The sequence below is a fragment of the Mycobacterium sp. genome (genome assembly GCF_049281135.1).
In the GTDB taxonomy this organism is placed as follows: Bacteria; Actinomycetota; Actinomycetes; order Mycobacteriales; family Mycobacteriaceae; genus Mycobacterium.
This window is the reverse complement of sequence record NZ_JBAPRN010000786.1, coordinates 1-10277: the sequence shown is the minus strand read 5'-3', so window position 1 is coordinate 10277 and position 10277 is coordinate 1. Positions and strand designations below refer to the sequence as shown.

The 10277-nt window shown below is 65.6% G+C and carries 10 protein-coding genes, 1 pseudogene and 2 riboswitches; of the genes and pseudogenes, 2 read left to right on the top strand and 9 right to left on the bottom strand.

Annotation, left to right across the window (positions count from 1 at the left end):
* A pseudogene (locus tag WAN02_RS31190) lies at positions 1-526 on the top strand (hypothetical protein); the annotation flags it as partial.
* Positions 527-661: 135 nt separating this feature from the next.
* Complete coding sequence (locus WAN02_RS31185) at positions 662-1534, top strand: hypothetical protein (RefSeq protein ID WP_422269231.1); 873 nt, start codon at positions 662-664, stop codon at positions 1532-1534.
* Between the two features lie 33 nt (positions 1535-1567).
* On the opposite strand, the gene gcvP is transcribed toward WAN02_RS31185, so the two are convergent.
* From gcvP to WAN02_RS31140, 9 genes are all read right to left on the bottom strand, one after another.
* A complete protein-coding gene (gene gcvP, locus WAN02_RS31180; RefSeq protein WP_422269230.1) occupies positions 1568-4399 on the bottom strand; it encodes an aminomethyl-transferring glycine dehydrogenase in 2832 nt (943 codons plus the stop codon).
* 32 nt (positions 4400-4431) lie between these two features.
* A riboswitch (glycine riboswitch) is annotated at positions 4432-4539 on the bottom strand.
* A riboswitch (glycine riboswitch) is annotated at positions 4540-4637 on the bottom strand.
* A 67-nt stretch (positions 4638-4704) separates the two neighbouring features.
* A complete protein-coding gene (locus WAN02_RS31175) occupies positions 4705-5349 on the bottom strand; it encodes a MerR family transcriptional regulator (protein ID WP_422269229.1) in 645 nt (214 codons plus the stop codon).
* Between the two features lie 291 nt (positions 5350-5640).
* Positions 5641-6135, bottom strand: a complete 495-nt coding sequence (locus tag WAN02_RS31170) for a bifunctional nuclease family protein (RefSeq protein WP_325691227.1) — start codon at positions 6133-6135, stop codon at positions 5641-5643.
* Between the two features lie 108 nt (positions 6136-6243).
* On the bottom strand, positions 6244-6975 hold the full coding sequence (locus WAN02_RS31165) for a MerR family transcriptional regulator (protein ID WP_422269228.1): 732 nt from the start codon (positions 6973-6975) through the stop codon (positions 6244-6246).
* A complete protein-coding gene (garA, locus tag WAN02_RS31160) occupies positions 6975-7445 on the bottom strand; it encodes a glycogen accumulation regulator GarA (RefSeq protein ID WP_422269227.1) in 471 nt (156 codons plus the stop codon). Before garA ends, WAN02_RS31165 begins: the two co-directional genes overlap by 1 nt.
* 211 nt (positions 7446-7656) lie before the next feature.
* Positions 7657-8052, bottom strand: coding sequence for a glycine cleavage system protein GcvH (gcvH, locus tag WAN02_RS31155; RefSeq protein ID WP_422269226.1), 396 nt, complete (start codon positions 8050-8052; stop codon positions 7657-7659).
* Positions 8053-8075: 23 nt separating this feature from the next.
* Entirely contained in the window at positions 8076-8945 is an 870-nt protein-coding gene (locus WAN02_RS31150) for a DUF881 domain-containing protein (protein WP_422269225.1), read from the bottom strand.
* Positions 8946-8961: 16 nt separating this feature from the next.
* Positions 8962-9294: a small basic family protein gene (locus tag WAN02_RS31145; protein ID WP_325691218.1), complete on the bottom strand. Its 333-nt coding sequence runs from the start codon at positions 9292-9294 to the stop codon at positions 8962-8964.
* 49 nt (positions 9295-9343) lie between these two features.
* A complete protein-coding gene (locus WAN02_RS31140) occupies positions 9344-10261 on the bottom strand; it encodes a DUF881 domain-containing protein (protein WP_422269224.1) in 918 nt (305 codons plus the stop codon).
* Between the last annotated feature and the right edge of the window lie 16 nt (positions 10262-10277).

The window sequence follows — 10277 nt, the reverse complement described above, 5'->3', positions numbered from 1 at the left end:
CCTTGTCCCCGGCCTTGAAACCAGCTTGACAACTGTCCTCGACGGCACTATCGCAAGCGACTTGAACGTCACGGTGAGCACGTTGCTGGGCGGGCAGACCCTGAATGACTCGCTGAGCGACATACTGACGGCGCTAGGCACCGACGTCACCAACGCAACACCGCTGAGCACTCTGAGTATCGGTACGTTGCTTTCGGACCTGGGCTTCTCCTCGGCGACCGGTCAATTGACCCTGAGCGACCTGCTGGGCGACCTGGGTACCATCGCGAATCCGATCCTCGGCCTGAACATCACCGACTTGTTGAACGGCCTGAACCTGGGTGATCTGCTGGGTGACCTGGGCCTGTCGAACCTGCCGTTGAACCTGAGCGACTTGGGCGACCTGTCCAACCTGAATCTGGGCGACCTGATCGGCGACCTGGGTCTGGGCGATCTGGCCAACGTCAGCGTGGAACCGCTTGGTGGCTTCGACACCCTGCTGGTGGACGTCGTACCGCAGCAGATCCTCGCCGCGCTGGGCATGTAGCGATCAGGCGGAACACTCCACCGGTGGGCGCAAGAGCGCTTTCCGGGCGGCGGTCGCCGTAAGCGCCGGCGGCCGCTCGATCCTTCTCCCTAGCCCGAGGTCGACGTCACGCGATGCGGCGTCTGGTTCACACCGATGGCTTTTCTGATATCCGATGTGCCGGAATTAGCGTCCGGATATACGGACGAGCAGCGGTTTTGTTACGCATATGTGTGTTTCTTAGCCGAATCTCAGCTACAGTCCCGACCAAGCTGTGAGATGCATCACAGTCGGGGGAACGACAAGGAGGATGCAGTGATGGAACAAGCGCTTCGCCCCTATACCGCTGCTGGAGTTGCCTTGCTGGGCGCCGGCATGGTCGCTGTCATGTCGGTGGTGACACCGCCGGCGCTACCGAAACTTCAGACTTCCGAAGTCCGACTCGTCGATTCTGAGGCCGACGCTCTAGCGCTTTTGGCCAATGCCATCGACCCTGGTGCGTTTACCAACGGCATCTCGGCGCCGGCCACCGACTCCCTCGGTCAGCTCGCCGTGTCCGTTGATAGCCTCATCGATCTAGGCGGGACACCGTATATCACCGGGGCCGACAACCTCGCCACCGACCTTCTCCCGTTGCTGGACGTCACCGGCCTGCTCGGCGGGGTAACTACTTCCCTCGACGGCCTTCTGGCCGATTTGGGCAACCTGGGCAACCTGAGTACCTTGCTGAGCGAGTTGGGCAACCTGCCGACCGCCACCGAAATCGCAAATGATGTGGTCAGTGCTTTGACCGGCCCGGGTGGTGTGCTAACCACCATCACCACCGACTTGAACACCCTGCCCTCGACGCTCACAACCGACCTGATCAGCGGTCTGACTGGTACCGGTGATTCGCTCACGACCATTACCGGTGATCTCGGGACCATTACGACCGATCTCGGGGGTATTTCGACCGAGCTAGGGGGCCTCGAAACCGGACTAAACGAGCTCCTTGGCCACTTCAGTTTGGGCTTACTCACAGGCCTGTAGTCGGTCGATAATTGCCGGGCGCCGCAATTTAGGTCAGGCGTAAGACTCCACCGGCGGGCAGGAGCAGACCAGGTTGCGGTCGCCGTAGGCGCCGTCGATGCGGCGCACCGGCGGCCACACCTTGGGCCGGAAGCCCTTGCCGAGCGGGTAGGCGGCGACCTCGCGGGTATACGGGTGCTCCCACTTGTCCACGACCAGGCACTCAGCGGTGTGCGGCGCGCCGCGCAACGGATTGTCGTCGACCGGCCACTCCCCTGCGCCGACCCTGTCGACCTCGCCGCGGATGGCGATCATCGCGTCGCAGAACGCGTCGATCTCGGCAACGCTCTCGCTCTCGGTAGGTTCGACCATCAGCGTGCCGGCAACCGGGAAGCTCATGGTCGGTGCGTGAAATCCGTAGTCCGCCAACCGTTTTGCGACATCATCGACGGTCACGCCGGTCGACTTGGTGATCGGCCGCAGGTCCAGGATGCACTCGTGAGCGACCATGCCGTTCTCGCCGGTGTACAGCACCGGGTAGTACTCGTCGAGGCGGTGGGCGATGTAGTTGGCCGAGGCGATCGCGGTCAGCGACGCGGCCCGCAGACCGTTCGCGCCCATCATCCGGATGTAGGCCCAGCTGATCGGCAGGATGGACGCCGACCCGTAGGGCGCCGACGACACCGGCGCACCGGCCGGGAGCTCGGGTGCCAGCGAGTGGCCGGGCAGGAACTGCGCCAGATGCGAGCGCACCGCCACCGGCCCGACGCCCGGACCACCGCCGCCATGCGGGATGCAGAACGTCTTGTGCAGGTTCAGGTGGCTGACGTCGCCACCGAACTTGCCGGGCCGGGCCAACCCGACCAGCGCGTTGAGGTTGGCCCCGTCGATGTAGACCTGCCCGCCGGCGTCGTGCACGGCCGCGCAGACCTCAGCGATGTCGTGCTCGTACACCCCGTGTGTCGACGGGTAGGTGATCATCAGCGTCGACAGCCGGTCGGCGTGCTCAGTGACCTTGGCGCGCAGGTCGTCGAGGTCGACGTCACCGTTGGACCGGCACGCCACCACAACCACCCGCATACCGGCCAGCGCCGCGGAGGCGGCGTTGGTGCCGTGCGCGCTGGACGGGATCAGGCAGACATCGCGCTGCGGTTCGCCGCGGCTGGTGTGGTAGGCGTGGATGGCCAGCAGGCCGGCGTACTCGCCCTGCGATCCGGCGTTCGGTTGCAGCGACACCGCGTCGTAGCCGGTCATCTGCACCAGCCAGGTCTCCAAGTCGGCGATCAACTTGCGCAGACCCTGGGTATCGGAGGCCGGCCCGAACGGGTGCTGACGCGCGAACTCCGGCCAGGTGATGGATTCCATTTCGGCCGCGGCGTTGAGCTTCATCGTGCACGAGCCGAGCGGAATCATGCTGCGGTCCAACGCAAGATCCTTATCGGCAAGCGCGCGCAGATACCGCATCATCGACGTCTCGGTGCGGTAGCGGGTGAACGCGGGGTGGGTCAGGAATTCCGAAGTCCGGTTTACGATCCCCGCGCAGACCGGCTCGGTCGCCTGGACGCCGAACGCGTCCAGCACCGCCGCCACATGGGCCTCGGTGGTCACCTCGTCACAGGTCACCGAAACGTGGTCGTCGTCCACCCGCCACAGGTTGATGTTGTTGGCCTTGGCCGCCGCGATCACCTCGTCGGCGTGGCCGGGGATCCGGGCCAAGACGGTGTCAAAGTACTTGTCGTGCACCAACGCATCGCCGAGAGCGGCGGCGATCGACTCGGTGTGACCGTGCACCCGCCGCGCGATCCCGGCCAGTCCGTCGGCGCCGTGGTAGCTCGCATACATCGCCGCCATCACTGCCAGCAGCACCTGAGCGGTGCAGATGTTGCTGGTGGCCTTGTCGCGACGGATGTGCTGCTCGCGGGTCTGCAGTGCCAGCCGGTAAGCGGGTGAGCCGTCGGCGTCCTGAGAGACCCCGACCAGCCGGCCCGGTAGCTGGCGGGCGTGCTGCGTGTGCACCACCAGGTATCCGGCGTGCGGACCGCCGAATCCCATTGGCACACCGAAACGTTGGGTGTTGCCGAACGCCACGTCGGCACCGATCTCCCCCGGCGGCGTAATCAGCGTCAGCGCCAGCAGATCTGCGCCGATGGCCACCAGCGCGCCGCGGTCGTGCGCCTCCGAGACCAGCGCCGACCAGTCGGTGACCCGGCCGCTGGCACCCGGCAGTTGGGCGATGACGCCGAAGAACTCCCCGTCCGGCAGGCCCTCGCGCAGGTCGGCGATGACGATCTCGATGCCAAGCGGCTCGGCCCGGGTGGCCAGCACGGCTGCGGTCTGGGCGAAGACGTCGACGTCGACGGCCAACCGGTTGGCGTTCCCTTTCACCGCGCGATGCATCAGTGTCATCGCCTCGGCGGCTGCGGTCCCCTCGTCGAGCATCGATGCGTTGGCCACCTCGAGGCCGGTCAGGTCGGCGACCATGGTCTGGAAGTTCAGCAGCGCCTCCAGCCGACCCTGGCTGATCTCGGGCTGATACGGCGTATAGGCGGTGTACCAGGCCGGGTTCTCCAAGATATTGCGGAGCAACACCGGCGGTGTGTACGTGTCGTAGTAGCCCTGCCCGATCATCGACACCGCGACGGTGTTGGCGTCGGCCAGCGTCCGCAGCTCAGCCAGCGCTTCGGCCTCGGAGGCCGCGGGCGGCAGCTGATCGAGGCCGGGCGCGGCGCCGGAACCGGTCAATCCGTCGAGGATTCCCGCAGGCAGAGCGCGGCGAGCGAGTTCCTGGAGGGAGTCGACCCCGATGACCTCGAGCATTGCCGAGACGGCGGCGCTGTCCGGGCCGATGTGCCGGTCGGCGAAAAGCGGATTGGTGTAGTCGGACATTCGACGAACTCCTGACAAACAGGGAAGGCAGGCCCTCCCCCTCTGTCGTCTACCCGAACCGGGCGCCTGAGAGATTCGACATCCGAATGTCTTTCCCCATGGGCGGGCGACCCGAAAGTCACCACTTTCCAGAGGCATCGGGGTCTGGCGCGGTCCGGTTGCCTGAGAGGTTGACGGAGAGGTATTGCTCCTTCGGCGTCCGTGGCTGGCGGCCACGGAACTCTCCCGCGCAAGAACGATGCGCTGTCGAGTTTACCGACTGGATGCCGCCGGCGTAGCCCGCGGCATAGTTATAACGGCTGAAGTCAGCCGATCTTGCGGTCGCGGTGCTTGCGCCGCGAGGCCAGCTCGTCTTCCGGCGCGGCGATCGACTCGCCATCGTCGGCGCGCTCGCCGGGAAAATCTGCGATGGCGCCGGTCAGCTCGCGCATCGCCCCAGAGACGGCGATGCCGAACACGCCTTGTCCGCCCTGCAGCAAGTCGACGACTTCTTCGGCCGAGGTGCACTCATAAACCGTGGTGCCGTCGGAGAACAGCGTGATGTTGGCCAGGTCCTGCACGCCGCGCTGACGAAGGTGATCAACCGCGACACGGATGTTGTGCAACGAGATCCCGGTGTCGAGCAGACGCTTCACGATCTTGAGCACGAGGATGTCTTTGAACGAGTACAGCCGTTGGCTGCCGGATCCGGCGGCGCTGCGAATCGACGGCACTACCAGCGAAGTGCGCGCCCAGTAGTCCAGCTGGCGATACGTGATGCCGGCGATCTGGCAGGCGCTCGGGCCGCGGTAGCCGACCAGTTCGTCGGGTACCGAGTCGTCGGGGAACAAGCCACCCTGCACGGGTTCGCTCGACACGCGGATCGCCGGTTCGGGAATGGCTTCTGAACTGTCGTCGAGTGTGGTCACAGACTCGAGATCCAGTTGATCCTGACGTGGCTGGTCGCCCACGGTGCATCCTCTCGCCGATCGCGCGCTCGTTACGGGCTGCCGTTTTCGCGTTTGCTCAATCGAGTGCTTGTGAGCATACGCTTTTCGACTCGCTCTGGTGTTCGTAGAACTAATCAATTGAATTCAAAGTATGGCGGGCGAGGCGGTGACTCCACGCTATCCACCGGGCGTGTCGAGGTCGAACTCGCAGTTGAGACGCATCCGTGATGTTGCCGACTCGGGCGTTTCCTACTCGACAAATGCGGTCCGCATTTTTTTGCGGGCCGACGTCGATTTTTGGTCTGTGCGCGTTCAGGTGGCCTTGAAATCGTCGGGCGAGACGCTGTCCAAAAATTCTTTGAACTTCTCCACTTCGTCCTCGCGAACGGCGGTGGACGGCTCGTCGTCGTTCTCGTCGGGAATCAGCAGGCCGGCCTCCGCGAGGACGGCTTCTTCGACGTAAATCGGTACGCCGACCCTTAAAGCGATGGCCACCGAGTCCGATGGCCGTGCGGAGACTGTGATGTTCCGGTCAAAGATCAGGTCGGCGTAGAACGTGCCTTCCTGCAGGTCGACGATACGCACCTCTTTGAGCGAATGACCAAGCGCAGCAATGAGATCCCGAATCAGGTCATGGGTGAGCGGACGCGGCGGCTCGACTCCCTGTTGCTCGAGGGCGATCGCTGCGGCTTCGGACTGGCCGATCCAGATCGGCAGGTAGCGGTCGCCGTCAGCCTCGCGCAGCAAGAGCACCGGCTGGTTCTGCGGCTGCTCGACGCGAATGCCGACGACGCGAACTTCACCCATCTGTGTCTGCCCTCCGCACGTGCTGCCGTGTCCGATCAGACCTGCTCCGACGTAGTGGTGCAAACACCATGCCGCCGAACGCAAGCTGTCGTTCCGAAGTCTAGTCCTTCAGCGGTGGAGAACGTCGCGCACTGCGGACTTGATCAACGACGTATGCAGCGTGAGCGCCAGGGCGGCGACTTCGCGCGCCAGGTCGTCGGCGCGGTCTCGGGCACCGGTCTTACCGGCCTTGACGAGGGGCCCGGCGATCTGCGCGATCAGGTCGGATTGCCGGTCGGCCGCCGAGCGGAACGCCCGGAGATGACGCGGCTCGACGCCGTAATCCGCGAGCGCTCGGGCGCACTGCAGGATCACCACCGCATGCTCGTCGAAAAAACCACCCGGGCCGGTGGTGATCACGCCGGCTTTGAGCAGCGCCGTGAGCAGCTCGCCATCCACCCCTGAACGCTCCAGCAGGTCTTCTCGGCTGAGCCGGACGCGGGCAGCGGACACCGCCGCCGGATCCGCGGCGCCATCGTCGCCGACCGACACCAATCGCGGTACACCGTAAGGCGATCCGGCCAGCGGCAGCTCGCCGTCGGGATACGCGTCGAGCTGGGCCTTGATCACCTTCAGCGGCAGGTACTGGTCACGCTGGGCGGTCAGGATGAAGCGCAGGCGTGCGCAGTCATAGGCCGTGAAACGGCGATAACCCGATGCCGCGCGCTGTGGCGTAACGAGACCCTCGGCTTCCAAGAAACGGATCTTGGAAATCGTCACATCCGGGAAGTCCGGTCGTAGCAGGTCGAGGACCGCTCCGATAGACATCCCGCTCAGTGCGGGGGTCTCGGGCGCGGTCACTAGCTTCCGGACCCTCCGTCGTCACCGACCTTGGGGCCGGTCAGGAATACCAGGCGGAATTTGCCGATCTGTACCTCGTCGCCGTTGGCCAGCACGGCCGAGTCGACCGGCTCGCGGTTGACGTAGGTGCCATTCAGGCTGCCGACGTCGACCACGTGGAACTCGTCGGTCTCCAACCGGAATTCAGCGTGCCGCCGGCTGACGGTGACGTCGTCGAGGAAGATGTCGCTGTCGGGATGGCGGCCGGCCGACGTGGTCGGTTGGTCGAGCAGGAAGCGCGACCCGGCGTTCGGCCCGCGTTTGACGACCAGTAACGCTGAACCGAGCGGCAGGCCTTCGACACCGGACACCGCGGTCTCCGAGCCCGACTGCGCGGGGGCGTCCAGTTCATTGAGGAAGTCGGCGCGGAAAACAGAGGTCGTCTCCACGGTGACCTCGTCAGAAGTCTGGTCGTTGTCCTTGTCCGTCACCCGCTGCTCCTCACTGACCGCTGCTGTGTTGCCTGGTTGGGTCCGGTCGACCGGCTTCCCACCCGCTGTGGCCGTCGATGTGACGACCGTACCGCGCACAGGAGCCCAATGTGCCGTCCCCCGCCGGATCGGCGGCGACATCTGATCGCCGTCGGAGTCCGGCCCCGGTCCGGCGTGTATCCGTGCCGCGCGCAGGGAACGATAACAAGGGTCATTCGGCCAGCGTGCCGCGGTAGGTCTCGGCGTCCAGCAGCTCCTCGAATGCCGTCTTCAGGGCGTCGGCGTCGACCTGGAGGTCGATTAGCCAGCCGCCGCCGTAAGGGTCGGAGTTGACCAGCTCGGGGCTGGCTTCCAAATCTTCATTGACAGCAACAACTTTCGCTGTGACCGGTGCGTACAGATCCGACACGGACTTGGTCGATTCCACTTCGCCGAACGCGTCCCCCGCAGACAGGTCACTATCCACATCAGGCAGCCGGACGAACACGACATCACCGAGGGCCTGCTGGGCGAAATCCGTGATCCCTACCCGGACGATGTCATCCCCGGTCCGCCGAATCCACTCGTGTTCGGCGGTGTAGTGCAAATCAGGCGGGATTTCGCTCACGGTTTTCCTGTTCTGGTCGGTTTCTACTTGACGGGCTGAGCGTATTGGCGCGGTTTTGGTTGTCGCAAGGCGGTGATGTCGACCTTGTCGCCCTGCTGCACCGACATGGTGCCGCCGACGCGTTTGACACTGTCCACCGCGCCGCCGGGAATGTTCATCGCCGCCGCGAGCGTCGGTGGATCGCCAATGGCGACAACCGAATACGGCGGGATCAGGGTTTTGCCGTCGACGATCAGTGCACCGGGAGCACCGACGATCCAGGTGTCGACGCCGGTCCGCACCGCCTCGTGCCCATCGCTGATCTGGATGGCCTCGGCGCCGGCGGCCCGTAATTCGTCGAGCACGTCGAGCATCGCCTGCGGCGCAACCCCTGGCCCGGGATCCTCGATCCGCACGGTGACGCCGGGGCCGGTGGCGCCGACTGTGCCGATCAGGATCGACAACGCCGCCAGCCGGGCCTGAGCGTTCTGGATAGCGGCCTGGTCGTTGCTGCCCGAGGCCTGCAAGGCGTTCAACGAGCGCTGCAGCTCGGCGACTTCGGTGTTCAGCGTCGCTTCGCGTTGACGCAGCGAATCCAGCAGCACCAGCAGGTCCGCGGGACGGGCCGTATCCAACGAGTCGCCGGTGTTCGTCTGACGGACCTGGGTTGCGATCGCCACCCCCAGCAGCAGACACAGGATCAGGGCCAGCGTGCCGAAAACTGTCCGGCCGCGTCGCAGAAATCCGCGGGGCTGCAACTCACCGATCGCGGGTTGCGGTTGGTGCGGCCCCAGCTCGTGCCGACCGTGCTGCTCGGCCGTCTCCTCGACCTCTCCGGGCTTTTCAGCATTTTCGGCATCGGGATGGCGCGACTCCGCGGCGGTGTCGTCGGCTTCGGGATCGGTGTCGCTCATGTCGGCCTTGTACCCATTACGCCCCGAAGAGTCGGCGCCGCAGCGCCGCGGCGTTGCCGAAGATGCGGATACCCAGTACGACGATGATCGCCGTCGATAGCTGTGTGCCGACGCCCAGTTGGTCGCCGACGTAGACGATCAGCGCCGCGACCAGCACGTTGAACACGAACGACACCACGAAGACCTTCGGGTCGAAAATCCGCTCCAGGTATGCCCGCAACCCGCCGAACACCGCGTCGAGTGCGGCGACCACCGCGATCGGCAGATAGGGCTGGATGACCTCCGGCACGCTGGGGTGAAAGACCAGGCCCAGCACGATGCCGACGGCCAGCGCTGCGATACCGATCATCCCCGCTCTGCCTCCGCTACCCTTATGTTCTGCATTAGGTTTTTCCGCACTACGAACCAATCTGTTTGGCGAACTTGACGTCTCGGACCGCCCCGGCCGGCAGCGTGAGATTGTCCTTGGCGCTGACGTTCACGCCGACACCGTATGAGGTCTCCAAGAGCCGTAGCCGGCGTAGCCCCGGGCTGTTGTCGAACACGTCTTGCATTCCATGCGGCGGACCGACCGCCAGAACCGCGTACGGGCTGGCGGTGGGGTTGTTGTCGACGAGTATCGCGCCTCCGGCCTGCCGGATGGTCACGTTCGGGCCGATCCGGACCCCGTCGACGGCGATAGCCTCGGCGCCGCTGGCCCACAGTGAGTTGACCACCAACTGCAGGTCCCGATCGAGGATGATCTGCTGGCTGCCGCCGACTCGCTGCTTGGAGACGTCGGACAGGTTCGGGCTCACGGCGGGCTCGGTCACGGTGACGCTCAGACCCGGACCGGCGACCGGCGTGCTCGCGGCGGCCAGGCTGAGCCGGTCGAGGTTGGCGAGCAGTCGCTGGCCCGCGGCGTCTTCGGCCAACGCGTGCCGTTGAACGTCATCACGTTGTGCGGCAAGCGTATTGCGTTGCTTGGTGAGCTCGCCGGTCGTCGCCTCTTCGGAACGCACGCCGGCCGCCAGCACCCGTTGCGCCGCGCTGACTCCCGGTGCGACCAGCCGGGCCTGTGCGACGGCCGCGGCGAACACCGACGCCACCAGCAACGCTGCCAGCGCTTGCCAGACCCAGCTCATGGCGCGTGCTCGAACGGTCGGTGGCTCGCCGCTGCGGTTCCGCTGTTCGGCCGCGGCCGCATAGCCCGGATCCAGATGCTCGGAAAGCAGGGCGCGCAGCAGCGACGGCACCGGGATCAGCTGCGGCCGCCCGGCATTGTGCGCGCTGAGGCCCGCGTTGGGGTCGTAGCCGCCGAGTGCCTGGTCAGCCATCGCGGACCTTCACTGG